This window comes from Dyella sp. AtDHG13, from assembly GCF_003201105.1.
Classification (GTDB): domain Bacteria; phylum Pseudomonadota; class Gammaproteobacteria; order Xanthomonadales; family Rhodanobacteraceae; genus Dyella; species Dyella jiangningensis_B.
This window is the reverse complement of the sequence record NZ_QICJ01000001.1, coordinates 351471-375922: the sequence shown is the minus strand read 5'-3', so window position 1 is coordinate 375922 and position 24452 is coordinate 351471. Positions and strand designations below refer to the sequence as shown.

The window sequence follows — 24452 nt, the reverse complement described above, 5'->3', positions numbered from 1 at the left end:
GGCGGTCGCTGATACGATGGTCGGCCGTATTCACCCCAACGAATCAAGGAGTTCCCCATGGGCAAGGGCGATCGCAGGACCCGTCGTGGCAAGACCTATCGTGGCAGCTACGGCAACAGCCGCGCTCATTCGGTGCAGCCGGCCGTCGCCGGCGGCAAGGCGACCGTGACCAAGCCGGCAGCTGCCAAGAAGGCCGCGCCGAAGAAGAAGTCGGCCTAAGCCGTCGCGCTTCGCAAAAAGCCCCCGCCAATGCGGGGGCTTTTTTATGGGCGCGACAGAACCGTTCAGCCGTTCGCTGGCTGGCTTGCCCCGGCGATAAAGAGCTTGCGCAGGGCCTGATTACCGCCTATCCAGTAGCACAGCTCCGCCGGCTGCTTCACGTTCCATACGGCCAGATCGGCCCGCTTTTCCACCTCCAGCGTGCCACGGTCGCTGAGACCGAGCGCCTTCGCCGCGTGCACGGTCACGCCACGCAGCGCCTCTTCCGGCGTGAGACGGAACAGCGTGCACGCCATGCCCGCGGCCAGACGCAGCGAGAGCAGGGGCGACGTGCCGGGATTGCAGTCGGTCGCGACGGCCATGGCCACGCCGTGCCGGCGAAGGCTGGCGATGGGCGGCAGCTTGGTTTCGCGCAATGCGTAGAACGCGCCCGGCAGCAGCACGGCCACCGTGCCGGCCTCGGCCATGGCGCGGATGCCATTTTCGCTGAGGTATTCCAGATGATCGGCGGACAGCCCCTGGAACTCGGCGACCAGGGCCGCGCCATCGAGATCCGACAGCTGCTCGGCGTGCAGCTTCACGGGCAGGCCCAGTTGCGTCGCGCGATCGAATACGCGTCGTGTTTCCTGCGGCGTGAAGCCGATGGTTTCGCAGAAGGTATCGACCGCATCGACCAGGCCTTCGCCGGCAAGCGCAGGCAATACCTCGTCGCACATCAGCGTGACGTAGCCGTCGCGGTTGTCGCGGTATTCCGGCGGCAGGGCATGCAGGCCGAGAAAGGTGGTGCGCACCGTGATGCCCAGCGCCTTGCCCAGCCGTCGCGCCACACGCAGCATGCGGCGCTCGGTATCCAGGTCCAGGCCATAGCCGGATTTGATCTCCAGCGTGGTGGCGCCGTCGCTCATTAGCGCGTGTGCGCGCGGCAGCGTCTGTGCGAACAGTTCGTCTTCGCTCGCTTCCCGCGTGGCCTTGACGGTCGAGACGATGCCGCCGCCCGCGCGCGCGATCTCCTCGTAGGTGGCGCCATTGAGGCGCATGTCGAATTCGTGCGCGCGATTGCCGCCGAACACGAGGTGCGTGTGGCAATCGATCAGTCCCGGCGTGACCACGGCGCCGCCCAGGTTTTCCACCTGCGACGCCTGCGCGGCGACATCCGCGGGAAGCGCGCGCTGCGGGCCGATCCAGGCAATGCGCCCTTCATGCAGCGCGATCGCGCCCTGTTCGATCAGGCCGTAAGGCGCGTCGCCGGCAAAGGTGGCGAGCGTGGCGTTGGTCAGCAGGTGATCCCAGCGTGGCGTCATGACGGTCGATGGTCGTTGGATGGCGTGGAGGCTGGCGGCTCGTGGGGCGGGGGAATCGGCGTGGCCGGATCTTCCACCATCGCGTGTTCGGTCCATGCGTCGTGCGCATCGTCGTCTTCGTCCTCGGAAGCCTGCTCGGCACGTCGCGCCAGTTCCCGCTCGTAGCCTTCGATCAGCTTGTCGGCGAGCGCGCGGTACACCGGCTTGCGCGACAGCAGCGACGAGGCCGCGCGCGCCAGCAGGCAGGTCGCCATGATCGGCAGCACCATCTGCTGGTTGGCGGTGAGTTCCATGGAAATCACCGTGGCGGTGAGCGGCGCCTGCGTGACGCCGGAAAGGTAGCCTGCCATGGCGAGCAGCACGACCGCCGAGGGATCCACGCCCGGCAGGATGACGCACAGGTTGTTGCCCAGCCCCGCGCCCACCGCGAGCGCCGGCGAGAAGATGCCGCCGGGAATGCCGGCCCAGTACGAGGCGATATTGCCCAGGAACTTCAGCAGGCCGAAGCTCTGCACCGTGTTGGCATGACCCTCAAGAATGTCTTTGGCCTGCGCATAGCCGGTGCCGTAGAGGCCGGTATGCGTGAGCTGGCTGAGCAGGACCAGCGCCAGGCCGCAGGCAGCGGCGAACACCACCGGCTGGCGTGCGCGCAGGCGTCCGACGAAGCCACGGAAGCCCGTGTCGTGCGGTAGGATCAGCCGCGCGAAGAAACCGCCGGCGAGGCCGCACACGATGCCCGTGGCCAGCACCGCCCACCACGCTTTGCCCAGCGGCAGGCCGATGTCGAAGTGGCCGAAATAGGCGTAATTGCCCAGCGTGCCCAGCGAGACCAGGCCGGCCACGAACACGGCGGTCAGCAGGATGCCGCTCATGCGATGCTCGAACGAGCCGCTCATTTCCTCGATGGCGAACACGATGCCCGCCAGCGGCGTGTTGAACGCGGCGGCAAGGCCCGCGGCGGCGCCGGCAAGAATGAAGCGCCCCGCCGCAGCGGGTTCCGCGAAACCGAAACGCCGTCCCAGCGAATAGAGCAGGCCTGCGCCCACATGCACCGTCGGGCCCTCGCGTCCCACCGACGCGCCGCCGAGCAGGGCGGCCAGCGTCAGGGCCATCTTGCCGATGGCCACGCGCAGCGAAAGCAGGCTGCCGCGGAAGCCTTCGTCCTCGATCTTCAGTGCGGCGATGGCTTGCGGAATGCCCGAGCCGCGCGTGGGCTTGAGCGCGCCTTCGGTCAGCCATGCCAGCAGCGCGAACATCGCCGGCGTGATCAGGAACGCCCAGTAGCGGTTGTGCGTGACCACGCCGTGGAAGACGTCGAACGCCCAGTCGGCCGCTCGCGCGAAACCGATGGCGGCCAGGCCCACCAGCACTGCGCCGCCCCAGAACAGGATGCGCCGGCGCCATTGCACCGGCGAGAACAGGTCCGAATTGACCAGCTGCTGGAGGCGTCCCGTGACGGTGGCGGCCGGGCGTTCGCGTTCCTCGTCCGGATGGCTCACAAGGACGCCTCGGACTTGCGGGTCCAGCGCGTTTCGTAGAGGTCGAAGCGGCGGTCCTTGAGGTTCTGCACGGCGCCGGCATTGCGGGCGCGGGCAAGGCTTTCCAGATGCAGGTCGGCGAAGAGCACGGTTTCTATGTTCGGTGTGGAGTCGGCCGCGATGCCATCGCGGGCGAAGGGAAAATCGCTCGGCGTGAGAATGCAGCTCTGGCCGTACTGGATATCGAAATTGTTTACGCCCGGCAGGTTGCCGACGTTGCCCGAAAGTACCACGTAGCACTGGTTTTCGATGGCGCGCGCCTGCGAGCAGTAGCGCACGCGCAGGTAACCCTCGCGCACGTCCGTGCAGAACGGCACGAACAGGATCAAGGCGCCCTGATCGGTGAGATGGCGCGCGACCTCGGGGAATTCCGAGTCGTAGCAGATCATCACGCCGATGGGGCCGCAGTCGGTCTGGATGGTGGCCGCGGTGTCGCCGCCGGTGATGTTCCACACCGTGCGTTCGCTCGGCGTGGGGTGGATCTTCTCCTGCTCGTGGATCGAACCGTCGCGCAGGCATACGTAGCAGACGTTGTGGATGTCGCCGTTGGCCTGCTCGGTGGGATGCGAGCCCGCGATGATGTTGATGTTGTAGTGCACGGCCAGCCGGCTGAAGAGCTCCTTCACCTGCGGTGTGTACTGGCTGAGCTTGCGGATCGACTCGACCGGCGAGAGTTCCTCGTTCTCGATCGACAGCAGCTGCAGGGTGATCAGCTCGGGGAAGGTGACGAAATCCGCGCTGTAGTCGGCCGCGATGTCGGTGAAATACTCCACCTGCGTGGCGAACTCCTCGAACGAACGGATGCGCCGCTGCTGGTATTGCACCGACGCCACGCGCACCAGGTCAGGCAGGCGCTGCGTGGACGGAATGGAGGGAATGTCCGGCTGGTCCAGCAGCTGCGGATTGCGCCACACCAGGTGCGCGGCATAACCCAGCGACTCGTAGTCGGAAGGCACGTAGCCACGCAGCAGGCCGATCACCTCGAACTCGTTGCTCAGCTGGAAACTGAGCGTGAGGTCGCGGCGCCTGCCCTCGACCACGGCCTGCACGTAAGCCTCCGCGCTGCCGTAGCGGTGCAGGTTGCGCGCAAGGCCGGGAATGCGGCCGCCGAACACGATGCCGCGCAGCTTCAGGTCGGTGCACAGGCGCTTGCGGGCCTGGTACAGGCGCTGGCCGATGCGCATGTTGCGGTAGTCCGGATGCACCACCACTTCCATGCCGTACAGCCAGTTGCCGTCGCGGCGATGGCGCGAAGCCATTCCGCCGCCGGTGATCTGCATCCAGGTATGCGGCGCCAGCGCCGCGGCCTCGTCGATGCGGAAGGTCGCGCAATAGCCGACGACCTTACCCTCGTACTCCACGACAAACTGTCCCTCGGGAAAGTGCGTCTGCTGTGAGCGCAGCATTTCCGCCGCATGGCCCCATTCCGGGGTATAGACGCGTGCGGTGAGATCGACCAGCGCGGGCACGTCGGCGGGCTTGGCCTGCCGCACCAGCAGCTTCGGGGTGTGTTCCTGGTTTTTCTTGGCCATCGCCGCATTATGCCGTATCGATGTGAACGAGACGGCTTATCGAACGGTTACACTCGGTGTCTGTTTCCCAGGAGTCCGGTCATGGCAGGCACCATTGCGACCCGTTACACCGCCGATCGTCTCTGGACGCCGCAAGGTTGGACCTCGGACGCGCTGCTGGAAGTGGACGACGGCGGCATGCTGGCCGGCGTCGGGGCAGGCGAGGGCGAGCGGCTGGGACGCTGGGTGCTGCCCGGCATGCCGAACCTGCATTCGCATGCGTTCCAGCGCGCGATGGCGGGGCTGGCCGAACGCAAGGGTAAGAGTGACGATAGTTTCTGGACCTGGCGCGAAACCATGTATGCCTTCGCCGCCACCATCGGGCCGGACGAGCTGCAGGCCATCGCCGCCCAGCTCTACGTGGAAATGCTCAAGGCCGGCTATACGCAGGTGTGCGAGTTCCACTACCTGCATCACCAGCCCGACGGCACGCCGTATGCGCAGCCGGAGGCCATGTCGCTGGCGCTGATCGAAGCGGCGCGCGAGGCGGGCATCGCGCTGACCTTGCTGCCGGTGCTGTACATGAGCGGCGGCTTCGATGGCCGGCCGCTGGCGCCGCGCCAGCGCCGCTTCGGCCATGATGTGCCGTCCTATCTGCGGCTGCTGGAAAGCCTGCGCGCGCACGAAAGCGACAAGCTGCGCGTGGGCATCGCGCTGCATTCGCTGCGCGCCGTGCCGGAGGACGCGTTGCGGCAGATACTCGCCAACGACGCGAGCAAGGATTGCCCGATCCACATCCATATCGCCGAGCAGATCGGCGAAGTGCAGGATTGTCTCGCCACGCGTGGCGCGCGGCCGGTGGAATGGCTGTTCGATCACGCGCCGGTCGACGCGCGCTGGACGCTGGTGCACGCCACGCACCTGAGCGACGCGGAAACCGCGCAGATCGCGCGCAGCGGTGCTGTGGCGGGCCTGTGTCCCACCACCGAGGCGAATCTGGGCGATGGCCTGTTTCCGCTGGCGGACTACATCGACGCGAAGGGCACGCTGGGCGTCGGCTCCGATTCGCACATCTCCGTGTCGCCGGTCGAGGAACTGCGCTGGCTGGAATACGGCCAGCGCCTGTCCACGCGCCATCGCAACATCGCCGCTTGCCATCAGGGCGACAGCGTGGGCGAGACGCTGTGGCGCGCGGCCTTGCATGGTGGCGCGACGGCGTCCGGCCTGCCCATCGGCGAGCTGCGCGCGAACGCGCGCGCGGACCTGCTGGTGCTGGATGATCGCGCGCCGCTGCTGGCCGCGCGCGACGAGCGTTCTGTGATCGACAGTTTTCTGTTTGCCGGCAACGCGTCCCTGGTGCGCGATGTGATGGTGGGCGGGGAGTGGGTGGTGCGCGGTTTCGTGCATCGCGACGAGGAGCGCATCGCCGCGCGCTATCGCAGCGTCATGGAGCGGCTCGCGCAGCACTGACGCGCACGGCGTCGGCAAGTTTGCCGTCAGCATGAATGGTTGCTGCGGTTTGCATGAATCGCAGCCATCGCTTTCGGGCGCCTCCGTCATCGCCGTTTTCACGCTGGCGTTTTCCGGAGCAAACCCACCCGAAGGAGAACCCCATGCGTCGACTCATGCTGATCGCTCTCGGCCTCGCCGTCATGTTCAGCGCGAGCCTGTCACTCACCGGTTGCGTGGTGGTCGCACCGCGTCACTACGGCGCGCGCGTCTGGGTGCCGGCCTATTACGCGCCGAGCGGTGTGTACGTCTCGGGTCACTGGCGCTCGTGATGCGTCGTCACGGCGAAGCCGCGATGTGCCGACGCAGATGCTCGATGAAGGCGCGCAGCTTGGGCGGCACCTGCAGTCGGCTGGGGTAGTAGAGATAGAAACCGTCGAAGGGCGGCAGCCATGCCTCGAGCACGGATACCAGCCGCCCCTCCGCGAGCGCCTTGCGTGCCGAGGGCTCCATCATGTGGGTCAACGCAAGGCCGTCGATGGCGGCCTGGATCGCCATGCCCGGATCGTTGGTGGTGATGGGGCCGTCCACGTCCAGTTCGAACCATTGGCCTTTCGACGCGCCCGACGGGTGCGCGAATTCCCAGCGATAGATGGCGTTGTTGCTGAAGCGGAAGCGCACGCAATCGTGCGATGGCAGGTCGCGCGGATGCGTCGGGCGGCCGTGCGCGGCGAAGTAGGCGGGCGAGCCGACCACCACGGCGCGCTGCGGCCCGCCCAGCGGAATCGCCACCATGTCCCGCGCCAGGCGCTCGCCCAGGCGGATGCCGGCGTCGAAGCCCTCGCCGATCAGATCGGTGAGGCGGTTGTCGACCTGGATGTCCAGCCGGATCTCCGGCCAGGCCCGCATGAACGGGGCGATGCAGGGCGCGATCAGATGATCCAGCACCATCTGCGGCACCGCGATGCGCAGGGTGCCGGCGGGGCGGTCGCCGTGCTGGCGCAGGGCGTCGATGGCTTCGTCGATCTCGTTCAGGGCCGGGGAAATGCGTTCCAGGAAAGCATGGCCGGCCTCGGTGAGCCCGACGCGGCGCGTGGTCCGGTGCAGCAGGCGCACACCCACGTGGTCTTCCAGCTGGCGCAGCGTCTGGCTGAGCGCGGAGGCGGTGACCTCCAGCTCCGCGGCGGCGCGGGTAAAGCTCCCGTGGCGGGCGATCAGGCGGAAGGCGCGCAGGGCGGCGGCGTGGTCGGTGGGCATTGATTAGCTCCGCTTAATAACGCATGCACACGATCCGGATTTTTCCGCGTAATGGCAAGGCGCAGACTTCGCCCATCCGCTCCATCCCTCACCTACAGGAGTTCGCCATGTCGCTCGATGCCTACTACACCCTCGGCCGTTCCGGCCTGCGCGTCAGCCGCCTTGCCCTGGGCACCATGACCTTCGGGGACAACTGGGGCTGGGGCGCGGCGGAAGACACTGCCCGCGCCATGTTCGACCGCTATCTCGCCGCCGGCGGCAACTTCTTCGACACCGCCGACCTGTACACCGAGGGCGCCAGCGAAGAGCTGCTCGGCAAGTTCGTCGCCGACAGCGGCAGCCGCGACCGCGCGGTGATCTCCACCAAGTTCAGCTACAACGCGCAGCCGGGCAACCCGAACGCGGGCGGCAACGGCCGCAAGAACATCCTGCGCGCGGTGGAGGGCTCGTTGCGCCGCCTGCGCACCGACTACATCGACCTGTACATCCTGCACACCTGGGATCGCCTGACCCCGGCGGAGGAAGTGGTGCGCACGCTGGATGACCTGGTGCGCGCCGGCAAGATCCGCTATGCGGGCCTCTCCGACGTGCCGGCCTGGTATGCCTCGCGCGCGCAGACCTACGCCGAGGCCCACGCGCTGACGCCGCTGGTGAACCTGCAGCTGGAGTACTCGCTGATCGAGCGCCACATCGAGCACGAGTTCGTGCCGATGGCGGGCGAACTGGGCATAGGCATCACCGCATGGAGCCCGATGGGCATGGGCCTGCTGTCGGGCAAGTACAAACCCAGCGAGGCCGGCGGCGCGGGCGATGGCCGGTTGGCGAAGATTTCCGGCACGCCGGGCTTCGACCGCTTCACCGAGCGCAACTGGGCCATCGTCGCCGCGCTGGAGGAAGTGGCCGGCAAGATCGGCCGGCCCATGGCGCAGGTCGCGCTGAACTGGGTAGCCACGCAGCCGGGCATTGCCTCGGTGATCATCGGCGCGACCAAGCTGGCGCAACTGGACGACAACCTGTCGGCGCTGTCGTTCGAGATTCCCGGCGAGCTGCGCGCGCGCCTCGATGCGGCCAGTGCGCTGGAGCCGAGCTTCCCGTACTGGTTTTTCGGCGACGTCCAGCAGTCGCGCATCCACGGTGGCGTGGCGGTGGGCAGCAAGCCCGCGGGCTATGCGCCGCCGGTGTATGTGCCGGCGCAGCAGCAGGCGGGCTTCAAGGCCGACTGAAAAAGAACGGCGCCAGCATGCAGGCTGGCGCCGGGTTTCTTGCCGGTAGCGAAGCGCTACCGTGATTCTTGTGACGTCGTGCGAACCGTTACTGGGCCGAGGACGAGCCCGACACCGGATGCTGCGCCTTGAACTGCTGCCACTGTTCGCGACGGGCTTCGCGCTGGGCCTTGAGGGTCGCCAGCTGGGCCTGCTGCGCCGGGGTCAGGATGGCGTAGACCTGGGCGCGGACGGCGGCGCGCTGCTGCACGCGGGCCGTGGTGGCGGCGCCTTCGGCCTGGGCCAGGGCGGTAGCCGCGGCCTGGTAGCCGGACGCGTTCGGGGCCATCTGCTCGAAGGCCTCGCGCTGCTGGCGCAGGGCCTGGCGCTGCGCCTTACCCTGCGAGAAGGCGGTCTGCATGATCTGCTTGATGCTGGCCTTCTGGGCGTCGGTCAGGTTCAGCTTGCTGTACGCCTCGAACGCACCGTGGCCATGGCCGCCGTGGAAGCCGCCATGCGGGCCGCCGTCCTGCGCGGAGGCGATGGCGAACGGAGCGAGGGCAACCGCCGAAGCGAGCACCAGAGCGAGAGAGATGTTCTTGCGCATGGGTTTACACCTGTGTCGTTGGGGGGTCTTGCTTGGTGCCTATTTGACGACAGCGCTATGTGTATGTTCTTTGCGGGAAGGTAAAGAAGGGTAAAGCCCGTGGTGGCGGGCCTCGCCACCCGGTTTGAATGGACTCCCACGCAAGAAATCGTTGCACCCCCGACATGCCCAGAATCCTTATCGTCGATGACGACCGCGCCCTGGCCGACCTGCTGGCCGAATACCTGCAGCGCGAGGGCTTCGCCGTGGACGTCGCGCACGACGGCGAAGCGGGGCTCGCCCAGCTGCACAACGCGGCCACGCGGCCGGACCTGCTGATCCTCGACGTGATGATGCCCGGCCGCGACGGCCTGGAAACCTTGCGCGAAGTGCGCCTCAAGCACCGCCTGCCGGTGATCATGCTGTCCGCCAAGGGCGAGCCGGTGGATCGCGTGATCGGGCTGGAGCTGGGCGCGGACGACTACCTCACCAAGCCCTGCCTGCCGCGCGAGCTGCTGGCGCGCGTGCGTGCCCAGCTGCGCCGCAACGCGCCGGTCAGCGCGGGCAGCCTGCAGGTGGGCGTGTTGCGGCTGGAGCCGGCCGAGCGTCGCGCCTATGTGGGCGAGCAGGAACTCACGCTCACCGGTGCGGAATTCCAATTGCTGCTGGCGCTCGCGCAACGCGCGGGCGAACTGGTGGACAAGGCCACGCTCACGCGCATGGCGCTGGGGCGCGAGCTGCAGCGGTTCGACCGCAGCATCGACGTGCATGTGAGCCGCCTGCGCCACAAGCTGGCCGAGGCATCCGCGCAGGCGCCGCGCATCGAATCCGTGCGCGGCGCGGGCTACAGCCTGGTGGCGGGCGCGGCGTGAATCCCTTCAACAGCTCCCTCTACTGGCGCGTGCTGATCAGCTTTTGCGCCGCGAACCTGCTGGCGTTGGGCCTGGGCATCTTCCTGACGCAGCGCTTCATCGAATTCAGCACAGCGGTGGAAATCAACTGGTCCGCGCTCGCGCAGGGCGCGGACCAGGCTTTCGAAAGCGGCGGCTCGACCGCGCTGGCCGAGTGGTCGCTGCAGCAACGGCACGAAGGCATCGAGGCCACCTTGTACGAGAACGGCCAGGCGCTGTCGCCGATACGCATGCCGCTGTCGGTGCAGTCGTCCCTGCAGACCTGGCTGGACGAAAAGCGCGACGTCGTGCTGCAGCCCTGGCCCAATCTCTACCTGGCCGTGCAGCAGGTGCGGGGCAGCGATGGGCAGGTTCGCCAGCTGGTGGCGTTGAGCCGCACGCACTCGCGGCTGCGCCAGGGCACGCGGCAAACCATCTTCCTCGCCTTCCAGGGCGGGCTGTCGTTGCTGTTCATCGGTCTGGTGGGCTGGTGGGTGGCGCGCAGCGTGGCCAAGCCGGTGGAGGCGATCAGTCGCGCCACGCGGCGCATGGCCTCGGGCGAGTTGTCCGCGCGCGTCGAAGCGCCCGGGCGCCGCGCGCCGGAAGAACTGCGCCAGCTCGCCAACGATTTCGATGCCATGGCGGTGCGCATCGAGGCGCTGGTCGCGCATGATCGCAGCGTGCTGCAGGATCTCTCGCACGAACTGCGTTCGCCGCTGGCGCGCCTGCACCTGATCCTGGACCTGGCCCAGCGCAGCGCCACGCCCGAGGAAGCCGCGCGCTACTTCCTGCAGGCCGAGCAGGAGATCGGCCGGCTCGACAACATGACCGGCGAGATGCTCGCGCTGTCGCGACTGGAGGGTGGCATCCCCGGCGTGAACCGCGAACCGGTGGACGTGTCGGCGCTGCTGCGCAATTGCGTGCAGCGCGCCGAACTGGAGGCGCAGGCGCGGGACATCACCCTGCAGTTGGCGGCGCCGCTGCCGGCGGTGGTATCCGGCAACGAGCTGCTGCTGGAACGTGCGTTCGACAACCTGATCGCCAACGCCATCAAGTTCAGCCCCAGGGGCGGACGCGTCGAGCTGGCGTCACGGCCGGCGGCGGGAAAGGTCGACGTGACGGTGCGCGACAACGGCCCTGGCGTGCCCGAGGCGGAAATCGGCTCGCTGTTCCGCCCGCTGTTCCGCGGCAGCAACGCCTCGCGCGCGGATGGCCACGGCTTGGGCCTGGCCATCGTGCAGCGCGTGGTGAAGGCCCATGGCGGCGATATCCGTGCGGAAAACGGCGAGGGCGGCGGGTTCGTGGTGAGCCTTCAGCTTCCGCTGTCGCCGGACGAGGCGGGCTGAGCCCACCGGCCTTCGAAAACGCCCCGGCGTCTGCGACACTCGCCGTTCTTCAACCCACGGACCAACGCATGCGCTCCAACGCTGTCGCCGCGGTGGGACTGGCGCTGTGCGCGGCGTTGTTCTTCACCATGACCTATGTGCTCAACCGCAGCCTCGTCGCGGGCGGCGGGCATTGGGCGTGGGCCGTGATCCTGCGCTATCTGATCACCTTGCCGCTGCTCGCCATCGTGCTGCCCTGGCAGGGCGGTCTTGGACAATTGCCGATGGAGCTGAAGCGCTATCCGCGCACGTGGCTGTGGTGGAGCACGGTGGGCTTCGTGTTGTTCGGCCTGCCGCTGACCTGGGCCGCCAACAGCGGCCCGTCGTGGCTGGTGGCCGGCAGCTTCCAGACCACGGTGCTGGCAGGCCCCTTGCTCGCGCCGTTCATCTATCGCGATGAACGGCGCCACCTGGCATGGCGCAGCGTGGCGATCGGCGCGTTGATCGTGGCCGGCGTGTTCGCCTTGCAGTGGGGCCACGCGCAAGGCCGGCTGCGCATGAGCGACTGGCTGGCGATGGCCGCGGTGGTGTTCTCCGCGTTCGCGTACCCACTGGGCAATCGCATGGTGCTGCTGCATCTGGAACGCAGCGGCACGCGCATCGGCGCCACCCAGCGCGTGTTCGGCATGACGCTGTGCAGTTGGCCGCTGTGGCTGCTGCTGGCCGCCGCGACGTGGCTGCTCATTGGCCCGCCGGGCTGGCGCGAAGTGCTGCTGGCGGGCGGCGTGGCGTTGTCGTCGGGCGTCATCGCCACGGTGCTGTTCTTCCGCGCCACCGACATGGTGCGCACCGAGCCAACCGCACTGGCGGCGGTGGAAGCCATGCAGGCCGCCGAACTGCTGTTTGCCACGGTGATCGGCGCCACGTTCCTCGGCGAAGCGTGGCCGCACGGTTTCTCCGCCTTCGGCGCGGTGATGATCGTGATGGGCATCGCCTTGTTCGGCTGGGTGAGTGGACGCTCCGCGGCGGGACACGAGGAAGACGTGCGCACGCTGAAGACGGATCGTGGCGCCTGAGCGACTTTGCTTCTACGCACGAACGTCTCGCCAGTACAGTCCTTCCGGAACTTGCCCCTGCGCATCCCCTCGGGTTAAACACTTCCGTTACGGCTTCGCGAGCGTCGCCGGTTTTTTAGCCATCCGGGGAGAACGGAGTGCATCGAGGTCGTGCTTGGATCATGGTGGGCGCGCTGCTGGGCGCGGCCGGTGTCGCTCATGCGCAGGCGCCCGCCACGCAGCAGGCGCTGCGATGGAACGCGGATGCGCTGGGCAATCACCGTTACCTGGTGCAGGTGGATGCGCCGGCCACGGCGGTGCACGTGGTGATCTCGTGGCGCCGGCGCGACGCGCATCCGGAGAACGTCGCCGTGATCGTCACCGCGCCCGATGGCTCCATCGTGACCAACGTGCGGCGCGGCGCCATCGACCGAGCCAGCGGCGAGCTGGTGTTTCAGGCCACGCAAGCCGGCACGTATGCGATCTACTACCAGCCGCACGTCAGCAAGGGCCGCAGCAATTACCCCACGGTGAGCTATGCGACACCCAGCGACACCGCGGATGCCGCATGGTCACGCAAGCTCGGCGATGCGAAGCACTGGTCGCGCCTGCCGCAGGCCACGGTGCTGCGCTATGAGGCGGTGGACGATTTCGACGCCTACACGCCGATGGAGCGCACCGCGACGGCGGACGAACTGCAGGCCCTGCTGGCGAAGCATGCATCCGATGCCTTGCTCCTGTTCCCGGAGACGCGCGCCTATCCCATCCGCATGTTCGACACGCTGCCCGGGCGCTGGGCCCAGCGCGGAGCGGGTGGCACCTTGAGCGACACCGCCCAGCGCGGCGAGTACCTGAGCTTCCAGCTCGGCGCATGGGCTCCGCGCGCGGCGGTGAACGATGTGCGCGTAGCTTTCAGCGACTTGCGTGCCGACGATGGCTCCGTCATTCCCGCCAGCGCGTTGACCTGCTTCAACCTCCGTGGCGTCGGCTACGACGGCAAGCCTTTTACGGCGCGCGTGGATGTGGCCCAGGGGCGCGTGCAGGCGTTGTGGATGGGGCTGGATATTCCGGCGACGGCAAAGCCCGGCGTCTACCGCGGCGCGGTGACGGTGTCCGCGGATGGCGTGGCCGCGCAGTCGATTCCGTTGGCGATCACGGTGGGCGAGGGCGAGGCCATCGCGCATGGCGATGACGATCCGTTCAAGCTGACGCGCCTGCGCTGGCTCAATTCCGCGCTGGCGCAGGACGATACGGTGGTGAAGCCGTTTGTGCCGATTGCGGTAAAGGGGAGCACGCTCGGCATCCTGGGGCGCGACATCACCCTCGCCGCGAACGGCTTGCCGGCCCAGATCACCAGCCGCTTCGACGAACGCATGACGGGATTCGCGAAGCAGCCCAAGGCCCTGCTCGCGGCGCCCATCCAGTTGATCGTGGCGGACGATGCCGGCGATCACGTGCTGGCTGCCGCCCACTCGCCGCAGATCCAGAGGGACGGCCCCGGCAAGGTTCACTGGCAGGTCAATGCGAACGCGGGTGCGCTGACCGGCGACGTGAAGGCCAGTCTCGAAGCGGATGGCACCCTGGCCTACAGCATCGCGCTCTCGGCCGCGAAGGATGTGTCGCTGCGGGACATTCGCCTGTCCATTCCCATGCAGCACGACGCGGCGCGGTACCAGCTTGGCCTTGGGCGACAGGGCGATGCGGCACCCGTCGATTTCAGCTGGACGTGGCACGCGAAGAACAACCAGGATGGCGCATGGATCGGCTCGGTGAATGCCGGGCTTGAGTTCCATCTGCGCGACGAGAACTACCGGCGCCCGCTCAACACGAACTTCTACCAGCAACAGCCGCTGCGCATGCCCACCTCATGGGACAACGACGGCAAGGGCGGCATCCGCTTGCGCGCTGAGGACAAGGACTATCTGGCCGAAGCCTATAGCGGCCCCCGCCGGATGAAAGCCGGCGAAACGTTGCACTACGACATCGTCATGCGTGTCACGCCGTTCAAGCCGATCGACCCGGCCAGGCATTTCGCCGAACGCTACTTCCACAAGTACGGCGACCTCGATGCCATCAAGGCCGATGGCGCGAACGTGGTGAACATCCACCACGCCACGCCGATCAACCCGTGGATCAACTATCCGTTCCTGGAGCCGGCGGCGATGCGCGCCTACGTCGATGCGGCACACCAGCGCGGCATGCGCGTGAAGATCTACGACACCGTGCGCGAGCTGTCCGACCGCGCGCCGGAACTGCCCATGCTCGAAAGTCTGGGGCACGAGGTGATCAGCGCGGGCCAGGGCGGTGGGTTCTCCTGGCTGCAGGAGCACCTCGACGGCGACTACATCGCGGCATGGCATGTGCCGGAGAATCGCGACGCGGCCGTGATCAACGCCGGCCAGAGCCGCTGGCACAACTATTACATCGAAGGCCTGGACTGGCTCGCGCGCAACATCGGCATCGATGGCCTGTACCTGGACGACGTGGCCTACGATCGCACCACCATGAAGCGCGTGCGCAAGGTATTGCAGGCGCATCGCCCCGATCCGCTGATCGATCTGCATTCGGCCAGCCAGTACAACCCGCGCGACGGCTATATCAACAGCGCGCTGCTGTACATGGAGCTGTTCCCGTACATCGACCGGCTGTGGTTCGGCGAGGAGTTCGATTACGAGAAAACCTCGCCCACGTACTGGCTCACCGAGATCTCCGGCATCCCCTATGGCCTGATGGGCGAGATGCTGCAGAACGACGGCAACCCCTGGCGCGGCATGCTGTTCGGCATGACGAATCGGTTGGGCTGGTCGGCAGGCAGCGATCCGCGCGGCTTGTGGAAGCTGTGGGACGCGTTCGGCATCGAACAGGCCGACATGATCGGTTGGTGGGTGCACGACGCGCCGGTGAAGACCAATCGCGACGACGTGCTCGCCACCAGCTACGTGCGCAAGGGCAACAAGACGCTGATCGCCATCGCATCGTGGGCGCCGCAGAAGGTGGACGTGAAGCTGCTGGTGGACTGGAAGGCGCTGGGCCTGTCGCCAAGACGTGTCACGCTGTCGGCGCCATCGGTTGCCGGTTTCCAGCCGCAGGCGACGTTCAAGGTGGATGAAGCGATACCCGTGGAGCCCGGCAAGGGCTGGCTGATCGTGGCGGAGTGATGTTCATGCGTGTGCAAAGGAAAGCTGTGGCTGCGTGCCTGTGGTTCGGCATGCAGGGTTTTGCATCAGCCCTTCAGGCTGAGGATGCCGCGCCGCCGCCGGTGAAGCTGGTACTGGATGCGCCGGCGTTTGCGCCGGAACAGGTTCACGTGACGGTCTACCTGCCGCCCGGTTATGCGACCAACGATGCGCGTTATCCCGTGCTGTATGCGAACGACGGACAGGACATGGAGGCGGTGGGTCTGCAGGACACGCTGGCGTCGCTTTATGCGCAGCACGTTATCGAGCCGGTGATCGTGGTCGCGGTGGACATGCTGAAGGACCGCGCCTCCGGCTACGGCCTGTTCGATCGTGCCCGCCGTCGCAGCGTGGTGGGCGGTTCGCGCATCGGCCCCATCGGCGCGCGTGCCTACGATTACTCGGCGTGGCTGGTGAATGACCTGGTGCCGATGATCGACACGCACTACCGCACGCAGGCCTCCGCGTCCGGCCGCGCCATGCTCGGTTGGTCGTTGGGCGCGCTCAATGCCTTCTGCCTCGGCTGGGAATATCCCGAGGTGTTCGGTCGGGTAGGGGCGTTCTCGCCGTCGTTCTGGCTGGCGGCGGATCGCAGCGACGCGCAGGCGGTGGAAAGCACGCGGCTGGTGCCCTCCATGCTGGCGCGTGCGCATGAGCGCAAACCGGTGCGGTTCTGGTTTGCCGTGGGCGGCCGCGAGGAAACCAACGACCGCAACCACAACGGCGTCATCGACGCGGTGGAAGACCTGCAGGACGTCATCAATGGCTTCACGGCTCCTGACGGCACGCATCGCCGCGGCCTGCGCGACCTGGGCTATTCCATCGACATGGACTACGCGGCGCACCCATCGAGGACGGATGACGTGGCCTACGACCTGTTCGCCGACGGCGAACACAACCAGGCGACATGGAAACGCATGCTGCCCGTGTTCCTCGTATGGGCCTATGGCGCGGGCGATGTAACGCCGGCTCCGTGAGGCAACGTCAGCTCGCCACCGCCGTCAGCGACGCATCGGCGACTACGTTGTTGCGGCCCTGCATTTTGGCGCGATACAGCGCGGCGTCGGCACGGGCGATCAGTTCGTCGACGGTATCGGCGGGGCCGAGCAGGCTGGCCACGCCGATGCTCACCGTGGTCTGCAAGGTATGGCCGCGTGCATGGACAGGCAGCGTTTCGATGCTGTGGCGAATGCGTTCGGCCACGGCCATGGCGTGGCGCTGGGTGGTGCCCGGCAGCACGGCGACGAACTCTTCGCCGCCGTAACGTCCCAGGCTGTCCGGCGGGCGCAGTTCGTCCGCAATGGCTTCGGCCACCACGCGCAGGCAGGCGTCGCCGGTCTGGTGGCCGTAGCGATCGTTCACCGATTTGAAGTGATCCATGTCCAGGAAGATCAGCGCCAGTGGCTGATGCTGCGCGCGGGCCTGTGTTTCCGCCTCATGCAGGCGGCGCACCAGGGCGCGGCGATTGAGTACGCCGGTGAGTGCGTCATGATCGGCCAGATGATGCGCCATGTCCCGCTCGCGGCGCGTCCTGAGCGAAAGGTCGGCAAGCCCGATGGTCAGCACCACGGCGCAGAACGCCATCGCGGTCGGCAGGCCGTATTCCAGCCAGGAGGGAAGATCCAGCTTCAGCAGCACCTGGCCCAGGCGCAGGATGTTCAGCAGCACCTGCGGCAGCCACGCGATCAGGAAGATGCGTGCCGGTTGTCCGCCCCGCACGACGGCGAGGATCACCGCGCCCAGCGCCCACAGCAGCGAGATGGAGAACCACCAGTTGTGCGCGCTGGCGGGCAGGTTCATGCGCTCGGCGAACGGAAAGCAGAGCAGCAGGGCGATGCCCAGGAACGGCCAGCGCATGTAGCCCAGCACGCGCGCCGCGCCAGGCGTGACGCTGCGCAAATGGCAAAACTCGATGATGAACGAGAACTGCAGCGGCGCGCCGAGCACGATCAGCAGCCACAGCGCATGCGGGCCCAGCGGCACCAGCAGCCAGCCGCCGGGCAGTTCGTAGGCCTCGCCACTCATCAGCAATTGCGCCAGCCACAGCAGGCCCGTGTAGCCGAAGAAATACAGCAGCACGCGGTCGCGCAACACCAGCCACAGGCATAGCGCGGCCAGCAGCATGGTGAATTGCACGCTGGAGAGCAGGGTGACCAGGCGCACATGGTTCAGGTCCTGCGACTGATACGTCGCCATGTCGGTCACGTCGGCGCGGATCTGCCGAGTGAAATTGTCCGCCGCAATGCGCACGTAGACCGGCTGCCCGGCACGCAGATCGTGCGGAAGTTCCAACGCCAGGTGATGCCGCGAAAAGCGTGCGGGCGGGCCGGTCTGCGCAAACCACAGCTCATAAGGGCGATATGCCGGCGGCGCATACACGGTGATGGGGATGTAGGCCGCGCCGGTGAAACTGAGCACCGGCGAACTGGATTCGTGCCAGTCGCGGTCGAGGGTCAGGCGATACCAGCGCTGCGACTCCATCGCGTTGGGCGTGTGGGTGGAGGCGCTGGGCACGAAGTCGGCATCCATCTCGCCCCGGATCACTTGCGCCGGCGCTGGTGCCGGCACGCCCGGCGGCAGCGCCGCGACCTGAAGAACGGCAAGGCGCGACCGCGCCGGTGCCGCCGTCACGGTCTGCACGAACAGCATGACGCACACCCACGCGACGACAACCATCACGGGTCCGCGAAAAGGCATAACTCCCCCTTTGATTCACCGGTCCCCTGTTACCGGCTTGCAGGGCTGTCCTCTCCCGGGACGTTCCCTGCTGGGCCCTATGTATCACGTCCGCCCTGTGACATGCGCTTTTTGACAGGCCGGCCCACCGTGCTGAACGGGGTGCCGATGTCGGAGCCGCGGTCGAACACCATCGCGGCAAGTCTTATGCTTGTGGCCTCTTGCGGTATCGAGGCGGCAGCAACATGGCAAGGCGGGAAAGCGTGGAACCGGTGACCCGGACAGGACATCGGCCGGCGGCGGGCGAACTTGAGTCCCACGACTTCATCCGCCATGGCACGCCGGTATTCCGGCGCACCAACCTGGCCCTGTTCGCCGCCGGCCTGGCCACCTTCGGCCTGCTGTATTGCACGCAGCCGCTGATGCCCGAATTCAGCAAGGACTATGGCGTGAGCGCCGCCACGGCCGCCTTGTCGCTGTCGCTCACCACGGGCGTGCTGGCCTTCGCCATGCTGTTTGCCGGCGGCGTATCGGACGCGTGGGGCCGCAAGCCGGTGATGACGGCCTCGCTTGTTTCCTCGGCGCTGCTGGTGCTGCTGACCGCGCTGGTGCCGGACTGGAACATGCTGCTGGTGCTGCGCGCGCTGCTCGGCTTGACGCTGAGCGGGTTGCCCGCCGTGGCCATGACCTACCTCGGCGAAGAGATGCATCCCGAATCCATCGGCCTGGGCATGGGGCTGTACATCAGCGGCAATGCCATCGGCGGCATGGGCGGGCGACTGGTGGCGGGCGTGCTGGCAGAGTTCGCCGGCTGGCGCATCGGCGTCGCCACCGTGGGCGTGATCGGCCTGCTTTCCGGCCTGGTGTTCTGGCGCATGCTGCCGCCTTCGCGCCACCACGTGCGCCGGCCCTTGCACGTGGGCGCGTTGATGGGGCGTTTCGCGGCGACGTTCCGCGATGCCGGCCTGCCGTGGCTGTTTGCCGAAGGCTTCCTGCTGCTGGGCGCCTTCGTCACGGTCTACAACTACATCGGCTATCGCCTGCTCGCGCCTCCCTACGGGCTGAACCAGGCCGTGGTGGGCGCCATCTTCAGCGTCTACCTCATCGGCACCTTCAGTTCCGCGTGGATGGGCCACCTCGCCGGCAAGCTGGGGCGACGCAAGGTGCTGTGGACCGCGTTCGCGCTGATGCTGGCGGGGCTTGCGCTCACCGCGACCAGCTCACTGAGCTTGATCGTGGCCGGCATCGTGGCGATCACGTTTGGTTTCTTCGGCGGGCACTCCATCGCCAGCAGCTGGGTCGGCCGGCGTGCCGGCGGCAACAAGGCGCAGGCCTCGTCGCTGTATCTGTTCTCGTACTACATGGGCTCCAGCATCGCCGGCGCCTGCGGCGGGCTGTTCTATGTCTCGCAAGGCTGGAGTGGCGTTGCCGTCTTTGTCGGCGCGTTGATCGCCGCCGGCCTGCTGATCGCCTTGCGCCTGTATCGCCTGCCGCCATTGGTGAGCCCGTCGCGGCCGGAAACGGAGCCGCCGATTCCGCAGTGAAGCATCGCAAGATCTTTTTTGGCAAGTGACTCTTGGCGCCTGGTCAAAATCTCGCGTGAACACCCACTGCCCTCACCGTCATTCCGGCGCAGGCCGGAATCCAGAGCCTCTTGGTGCGGTTTTTGCCGAAGAGCCAAGTGCTTTGACGTCACGCGACAACCGGTCACTTCGCCACTGGATTCCGGCCTGCGCCGGAATGACGGTGAGGGGAGGGGACTCCACCGGAATATTGAACAAGCTCTTACTGCGCTTCCGCCTTGAGCATGCCCTTCACAACGCCGTAGTCACCGTCATTGGCCACGGGCGCAACGCCGAGCAGGTGTGCCATCAGCGGATACACGTCGACGTTCGGGAACGACGGCACCTGCAGGCCCTGGCGGAAGGCTGGGCCGTGCGCGACGAACAGCGCCTGCATTTCCGGCGCGGCGTTGTCGTAACCGTGCTCGCCCAGCGTCGGCTTCTTTTTCTTCGCGACATAGTCGCTGGTGGACACGCGCCAGCCCACGTCGGCCAGGCACAGCAGCTGCGGCACGCGCGGGTTGCTGCCGTAGGCCAGGCGTGCGGGCACGCGGGTCTTGTCCCAGCACGTCATGTGCTTCTGCGGCTTTTCCAGCGTGGCTTCGATCTTGGCGAAGTCGTAGCCCGGCTTCGGGTTGAAGCCGGCGAGCACGCCCAGGCTCACCACGTCCACGTGCTTGAGCGGGATGAGCTTGTCCACCATCACCATGTTGTGCGCCGGCGTGCTGGCCATGCCATGGTCGGCGACCACGATGATGTTGATGCGCTCGAGCAGGCCGCGCTGCACCAGCCCCTTGACCAGGCGCGCGAGCGCGGCGTCGGTGTGCGCAATGGCTTCATTGACCTGCGGCGTATCCGGGCCGTAGGTATGGCCGGCGTGATCCACCTCATCGAAGTACAGGGTGAGGAAGGTCGGGCGTTCGCTCGCCGGCAGGTCGAGCCATGCGAGCACCTGGTCGACGCGCTGGTCCGCCGTCACGTTGCCGTCGAAGGGCCTCCAGTAGTTCGGGTGTACGCCGTGGATATCCGCCTCGGAGCCCGGCCAGAACATGGTGGCGCTCCGCATGCCCTGCTTCTGCACGGTTTCCCACAGCGGCGTGCCTTCGTCCCACCAGCGGCCATTGCTGACCGCCTCGCGGTTGCTCAGCGAGAACTTGCCGAGCACCGGGTCGGACATCGTGTTGTTGACGATGCCGTGGTGATCCGGGCGCAGGCCGGTCACGAGGGTGTAGTGGTTGGGGAAGGTCAGCGACGGGAACGACGGCTGCATGCCATCGGCGGCGCGTACGCCACCGTCGGCCAGCGTCTGCAAGGTCGGGCTGAGTCCGCGCGTGATGTAGTCGGTGCGATAGCCGTCGATGGAGATCAGCAGCAGCGGAGCGGGCGTGGCCTTGGTGGCGGCCTGCGTTGCCGGCGTGGCGGGCGGCGTATTGTGCGTGGTGGCGCAACCGGCGCCGAGCGCGATCAGCGAACAAAGCAGCGAGCGGAACAGGATCTTCATACGCGGGGCTTTAATATCGATACAAAGCCCGTATCATCGCCCAGGCGTATGACCATTACACGTCTTTTCTTTTACGCGACGTTCGCCACTTGCCAGCTCCTGGCGAGTGCGGCATGGGCATATCCAACGCCGGACGACGTGCCCGCATCCGCCGCCAGCGCAAGCCCGCCTGCGGCGAAGGCATCGACCCCGCACGCGCAGACGCACTCGTCGTCGAACCACGCCAAGCCATCGAAGGCCAAGGCCAGCAAGGGCGCGGCGAGCCAGCAGGCATCGACGGGCGACGCGTATTCGCTTTCGCATCCGTCCCGTCAGGTCGACTCCTACCAGAAAGCCGTGACGCCGCCGCCGGTGACGACGGATCGCTGATTCGACAGAAGCCGCGCGTCAGTGCGCGAGGCCACGCACGGGTACGCCGAACAGATCGCCTTCCTTCGTGCGGCTTTCCAGCGAGAGCAGGAATTGCTTGGTGGGCAGTCCGCCGCCGAATCCCGTGAGGCTGCCGTTCGCGCCGATCACGCGATGGCATGGCAGCACGATGGGCAGCGGATTCCTGCCATTGGCGGCGCCGACGGCGCGCACGGCCGCTGGCTGCCCGATACGGCGCGCCATTTCCCCGTAACTGATGGTGGTGCCGTAGGGAATGCGCGACAGCTCCCACCACACCTGCACCTGGAACGGCGTGCCTAGCGGATGCAGCGGCAGGTCGAACTGCTGGCGCTCGCCGGCGAAATACTCGTCCAACTGCTGTCGCGCCTGTGCAAGCGGTTCGCGTGCGCGCACCCATTCCGGACGCGGTGAACGCTGATGGCGGCCGGTGGAGAACCACACCTCGCGCAGGCCCACGTCGTCGGCCACCAGGCGCAGCACGCCGATGGGCGTGGGCATGTCGTCGTACCAGATCGTCTCGTTGGACATCACACCACCTTCCTGCTCGTTGCCTGCGCCGCATCGGACGCACTGCGCCACAGATGCATGACGGAGTAGGCGCGCCACGGGCGCCATGCTTCGGCGAGTGAGGTCAGCGCCTTGGTCGACAGCTCCGGGCCGCTGCCCGCTGCCGCACGGCGAAGAATGAGATCGGCCGCGGGGAAGGCATCCGGATGGCTGAGCGCACGCATGGCCATGTAATGCGCCGTCCACTCGCCGATGCCCGGCAAGGCGACCCATCGCTCCACGAATTCCTCCAGCGGTTGCTCGCTGCGAAAATCGATGCGCTCGTCCAGCAGGGCCTGCGCCACGCCACGCACGGTGGCGGCGCGCGCGGTGGTGAGCCCGACCGAGCGCAGGTCCGCTTCCACGAGGCATTCGGGTCCGGGAAACAGCCGCTCCAATCCCGGCACGGGCGACGCCACCGGCGTACCGAACTTGTGCACGATGCGCGTGGCCAGCGTCCGCGCGGCCGCAACGCTGACCTGCTGGCCGAGGATGGCGCGCACCGCGATCTCGAAACCGTCCCAGCCGCCGGGCAGACGCAAGCCGGGACGCTTGCGCAGCAGGGGACGCAGCACCGGGCTTTCCTTGAGCGCGTCACCGATCGATTGCGGGCTGGCGTCCAGGTCGAACATGCGGCGGAGCTTGTTGACCACGCCGAGCATCTGCGCAGGCTGGGGGCAGTGCAGTTCCAGCCGCAGCGCATGTTCGCGGCCGGGCCATGCGCTCAGCCGCAACCAGCCCGGCGCGTCGGGCGTGCCGAACACGCGCGCATAGCTGTGCTCGTCCACGTATTCCACGCCCGGCAGCGCGCGTCCGCGCAGGAAGGCAAGCATGGCTTCGAAGTCGTACGGCGGCCGATAGCCCAGCCGCAGCACGATCGCGTCTTCCGTCGTGGTGCTCGGGTGACGCCGCAGGTCGCGCGGCGCCATGCGGTTGGCCTGCAGGAAGGCGGCGTTGAAGCGGCGCAGGCTGCGGAAGCCGGACGCGAGGGCGATCTCCGTGACGGGCATGGACGTTTCCGTCAGCAGCTGCTTCGCGAACAGCAGGCGGCGCGTGGTATGCACGCTGATCGGCGGCGCGCCGAGGCGCTCCACGAACAGGCGGCGCAATTGCCGAGCGCCCAGGCCCACGCGCTCGGCCATCGTTTCCACCGACAACTCGTCGAACGCGCCGCTGTCCATCAACTTCAGCGTGCGCGCGATCACGTGGTCGCCGCGCTGCCATGCGTCGTTGCCCGGCGACAGCTCGGGACGGCAGCGCAGGCAGGGACGAAACCCTGCGGCTTCCGCCGCCGCCGCGCTGCCGTAGTAGCGCACGTTCTGCGGTTTCGGCGGCGGCGCGGGGCACACCGGCCGGCAGTAGATGCGCGTGCTGGTGACGGCGGTGAAGAACAGGCCGTCGAAGCGTGCGTCGCGGCTCAGCCGTGCCTGCTCGCAGGTATGGGTGTCGAGTGGCGTGTCATGTCGGTCGGTCATGGGTGCAGGCTAGCACCGGCGCGAAGGCATGACTCGCCGTTTTCGGACATCAATGGCCGGGCGCTCCGGCCACGTTCATTTCACGGGCGCCATCAGGTGCTGGTAGGGCGTGCCGGACCACATGACGTAAGGCGCACTGGTGTCGGGCTCCGCGTTCTTCGGATAGCCGTCATAGAACGCGGGATCGGCACCCACCACCATCACGTGCGCGCCCGTCTTGATCCAGTGATTGCCCGAGGCAGGGCCCGTGGCGTAGGGATCGGTATTGCTCGCGTCGGTGCCGCCTTCAAGCATGTACATGAAACCGATCTTGCCGGCCGCCGGCGGCTTGTGCGCCATATAGGCGGCAACCCATTCCCACGCGTTCTTGTCCATGCACATGGGGTCGGGGCCGGGCGTGGCCGGGTTGTCGGGCATGCAAGTGAAGCCGTTCTTGCCCTCGCGCAGCGTGCGCATCTTTCCCTGCGCGTCCATGGCGACGATGGTCGCGTCCTTCGCCACGCCCGGTGGCGCGGCGCGCATCGCGCTGGCGATGAGTTCCTGGTCGGACGGCGTGCTTTTTTCCGCGGCGTCGGCACTGGCAGTGGCGAGCAAGGCCAGCGTCAGCAACGCGGCAGGGTAGGTCGCGTTCATGGTGGTCCCCCACAAGGTCGCGACGGTCGAGCCTGAATCCCCAGCGCAGTCTGTTCTCGCAAAAATAGGCGTTCAATCGACCAGAAGGCTTAACACAACCGTATGTCGGCCTGTTTTGCCGCAGTGCGGTTTGCGGGCATCGGCGGGGCTGGTCACAATC

21 protein-coding genes are annotated in these 24452 nt (G+C 67.3%); 11 read left to right on the top strand and 10 right to left on the bottom strand.

From position 1 onward, the window contains the following. Positions 1-57: 57 nt before the first annotated feature. Positions 58-219 carry a 30S ribosomal protein THX gene (locus BDW41_RS01635; RefSeq protein WP_074547206.1) on the top strand — a complete coding sequence of 54 codons (162 nt, stop codon included), beginning with the start codon at positions 58-60 and terminating at the stop codon, positions 217-219. A gap of 65 nt (positions 220-284) precedes the next feature. Here the strand turns inward: BDW41_RS01635 and hutI are convergent, their stop codons facing one another. From hutI to BDW41_RS01620, 3 genes are read right to left on the bottom strand one after another with little or no spacing between them, the layout of a single operon-like run. After that, positions 285-1520, bottom strand: coding sequence for an imidazolonepropionase (hutI, locus tag BDW41_RS01630; RefSeq protein WP_074547207.1), 1236 nt, complete (start codon positions 1518-1520; stop codon positions 285-287). Then, positions 1517-2956, bottom strand: a complete 1440-nt coding sequence (locus BDW41_RS01625) for a chloride channel protein (RefSeq protein WP_233496748.1) — start codon at positions 2954-2956, stop codon at positions 1517-1519. Before BDW41_RS01625 ends, hutI begins: the two co-directional genes overlap by 4 nt. A 59-nt stretch (positions 2957-3015) precedes the next feature. Beyond that, positions 3016-4590, bottom strand: a complete 1575-nt coding sequence (locus BDW41_RS01620) for a carbon-nitrogen hydrolase family protein (protein ID WP_074547209.1) — start codon at positions 4588-4590, stop codon at positions 3016-3018. A gap of 81 nt (positions 4591-4671) precedes the next feature. Here BDW41_RS01620 and BDW41_RS01615 point away from each other — a divergent pair, with 81 nt between their 5' ends. Beyond that, positions 4672-6039, top strand: a complete 1368-nt coding sequence (locus BDW41_RS01615; protein WP_074547210.1) for a formimidoylglutamate deiminase — start codon at positions 4672-4674, stop codon at positions 6037-6039. A gap of 143 nt (positions 6040-6182) precedes the next feature. Further along, positions 6183-6350, top strand: a complete 168-nt coding sequence (locus BDW41_RS23295; protein WP_158536963.1) for a hypothetical protein — start codon at positions 6183-6185, stop codon at positions 6348-6350. Between the two features lie 7 nt (positions 6351-6357). Here BDW41_RS23295 and BDW41_RS01610 read toward each other — a convergent pair whose 3' ends face one another. Next, a complete protein-coding gene (locus tag BDW41_RS01610; protein ID WP_074547211.1) occupies positions 6358-7275 on the bottom strand; it encodes a LysR family transcriptional regulator in 918 nt (305 codons plus the stop codon). Positions 7276-7382: 107 nt separating this feature from the next. On the opposite strand from BDW41_RS01610, the gene BDW41_RS01605 reads away from it, so the two are divergent. Continuing rightward, positions 7383-8498, top strand: a complete 1116-nt coding sequence (locus tag BDW41_RS01605) for an aldo/keto reductase (RefSeq protein WP_074547212.1) — start codon at positions 7383-7385, stop codon at positions 8496-8498. 88 nt (positions 8499-8586) lie between these two features. Here the strand turns inward: BDW41_RS01605 and BDW41_RS01600 are convergent, their stop codons facing one another. Next, entirely contained in the window at positions 8587-9084 is a 498-nt protein-coding gene (locus BDW41_RS01600; RefSeq protein WP_074547213.1) for a Spy/CpxP family protein refolding chaperone, read from the bottom strand. Positions 9085-9248: 164 nt separating this feature from the next. Here BDW41_RS01600 and BDW41_RS01595 point away from each other — a divergent pair, with 164 nt between their 5' ends. From BDW41_RS01595 to BDW41_RS01575, 5 genes are all read left to right on the top strand, one after another. After that, positions 9249-9935, top strand: coding sequence for a response regulator transcription factor (locus tag BDW41_RS01595; RefSeq protein ID WP_074547214.1), 687 nt, complete (start codon positions 9249-9251; stop codon positions 9933-9935). After that, positions 9932-11299 carry a HAMP domain-containing sensor histidine kinase gene (locus BDW41_RS01590; protein ID WP_074547215.1) on the top strand — a complete coding sequence of 456 codons (1368 nt, stop codon included), beginning with the start codon at positions 9932-9934 and terminating at the stop codon, positions 11297-11299. The genes BDW41_RS01595 and BDW41_RS01590 overlap by 4 nt, the downstream gene beginning before the upstream one ends. Before the next feature lie 68 nt (positions 11300-11367). Further along, positions 11368-12354, top strand: coding sequence for a multidrug resistance efflux transporter family protein (locus BDW41_RS01585; RefSeq protein WP_074547216.1), 987 nt, complete (start codon positions 11368-11370; stop codon positions 12352-12354). A gap of 137 nt (positions 12355-12491) precedes the next feature. Then, positions 12492-15491, top strand: a complete 3000-nt coding sequence (locus tag BDW41_RS01580; protein WP_146217283.1) for a glycoside hydrolase domain-containing protein — start codon at positions 12492-12494, stop codon at positions 15489-15491. Between the two features lie 5 nt (positions 15492-15496). Then, positions 15497-16486, top strand: a complete 990-nt coding sequence (locus tag BDW41_RS01575) for an alpha/beta hydrolase-fold protein (RefSeq protein ID WP_074547338.1) — start codon at positions 15497-15499, stop codon at positions 16484-16486. A gap of 7 nt (positions 16487-16493) precedes the next feature. Here the strand turns inward: BDW41_RS01575 and BDW41_RS01570 are convergent, their stop codons facing one another. Continuing rightward, positions 16494-18185, bottom strand: coding sequence for a diguanylate cyclase (locus BDW41_RS01570; protein ID WP_158536962.1), 1692 nt, complete (start codon positions 18183-18185; stop codon positions 16494-16496). Positions 18186-18430: 245 nt separating this feature from the next. On the opposite strand from BDW41_RS01570, the gene BDW41_RS01565 reads away from it, so the two are divergent. Beyond that, positions 18431-19729: an MFS transporter gene (locus BDW41_RS01565; RefSeq protein ID WP_233496734.1), complete on the top strand. Its 1299-nt coding sequence runs from the start codon at positions 18431-18433 to the stop codon at positions 19727-19729. A 241-nt stretch (positions 19730-19970) separates the two neighbouring features. Here BDW41_RS01565 and BDW41_RS01560 read toward each other — a convergent pair whose 3' ends face one another. Then, positions 19971-21248 (bottom strand): ectonucleotide pyrophosphatase/phosphodiesterase, encoded by a 1278-nt coding sequence (locus BDW41_RS01560; protein ID WP_074547219.1) that lies wholly within the window; start codon positions 21246-21248, stop codon positions 19971-19973. 138 nt (positions 21249-21386) lie between these two features. On the opposite strand from BDW41_RS01560, the gene BDW41_RS01555 reads away from it, so the two are divergent. Continuing rightward, positions 21387-21617, top strand: coding sequence for a hypothetical protein (locus BDW41_RS01555; protein ID WP_146217282.1), 231 nt, complete (start codon positions 21387-21389; stop codon positions 21615-21617). 18 nt (positions 21618-21635) lie between these two features. On the opposite strand, the gene BDW41_RS01550 is transcribed toward BDW41_RS01555, so the two are convergent. The 3 genes from BDW41_RS01550 to BDW41_RS01540 all read right to left on the bottom strand — a co-directional run bounded on the left by BDW41_RS01550 (position 21636) and on the right by BDW41_RS01540 (position 24292). Beyond that, positions 21636-22166, bottom strand: a complete 531-nt coding sequence (locus BDW41_RS01550) for a methylated-DNA--[protein]-cysteine S-methyltransferase (RefSeq protein WP_074547221.1) — start codon at positions 22164-22166, stop codon at positions 21636-21638. Beyond that, positions 22166-23659: a DNA-3-methyladenine glycosylase 2 gene (locus BDW41_RS01545; protein WP_074547222.1), complete on the bottom strand. Its 1494-nt coding sequence runs from the start codon at positions 23657-23659 to the stop codon at positions 22166-22168. The genes BDW41_RS01550 and BDW41_RS01545 overlap by 1 nt, the downstream gene beginning before the upstream one ends. 75 nt (positions 23660-23734) lie before the next feature. Then, a complete protein-coding gene (locus BDW41_RS01540; RefSeq protein ID WP_110301506.1) occupies positions 23735-24292 on the bottom strand; it encodes a hypothetical protein in 558 nt (185 codons plus the stop codon). Between the last annotated feature and the right edge of the window lie 160 nt (positions 24293-24452).